At 76.3% G+C, this 854-nt stretch carries 1 protein-coding gene; it reads left to right on the plus strand.

Annotated elements, in window-relative coordinates:
• Positions 1–854 (plus strand): aminotransferase class I/II-fold pyridoxal phosphate-dependent enzyme (locus ACNFOC_RS54740; RefSeq protein WP_416966363.1); only part of this gene is annotated, 854 nt, incomplete at both ends.

The following is an 854-nucleotide window of genomic DNA, read 5'->3' on the forward strand; positions in this document are numbered from 1 at the left end:
GGGGGAGGTCGGCCGGGGCACCTTCGTCCGGGCCGCGGCTGCGGGGCCGTACGGGCGGGCGATCGTCGAGGCGGCGACCACCGCGCCGGTGAACCTGGAGCTCAACTACCCTTCCGCGCCCGGCCAGTCGGAGCTGCTGGCCCCCGCTCTCGCGCCCCTCCTCCGCCCCGACGTCCTGACCGAGGCCCTGCGCCCGGCCCCGGCCACCGGCACGGCGGCGGCCCGCGCGGCGGTGGCGGAGCTGCTGGCCACGCCCACCTGGCGCCCCGCCCCCGACCGCGTCCTCTTCAGCGGCAACGCCCGTCAGGCCATCGCCGCCACCCTCGCCTCCCTCGTCCGGCCGGGCGGCCGGGTCGGGGTCGAGCCGTTGACGTATCCGCTGGTCAGGGAGATCGCGGGGCGGCTCGGGGTCGTGCTCGTCGCGTTGGAGGCGGACGGGGACGGACTGCGCCCGGAGTCGGTCCGTGCCGCGCATCGCACCGCGCCCCTCTCCGCGCTCTACCTCCAGCCGACGCTCCACAACCCGACCTCCGTGACGACGAGTGAGGAGCGGAGGATCGAAATCGCCGATGTCGTGCGGGAGTTGGGGCTGCCCGTCGTCGAGGACCGCATCTGGTCCTTCCTCCATCCGGACTCCCCCGCGCCGCTCGCCGCCCACGCCCCCGGTCTCGTGCACGTCGTGGACGGGCTGTCGAAGCGGGTCGCGCCGGGGCTCACCGTCGGGTTCCTCGTCGTGCCGGAGGGGCGGGTCGACGAGGTGGGTGTGGCGATCCGGTCGGGCAGCAGCCGCGCCGCCTTGTGCACCTCGGCGTTGGCGTCCGGGTCCGTCGACCCGCGCCCCGTCGAGGACACCC

Origin of the sequence: Streptomyces colwelliae (genome assembly GCF_048158785.1) — a bacterium.
GTDB lineage: Bacteria > Actinomycetota > Actinomycetes > Streptomycetales > Streptomycetaceae > Streptomyces.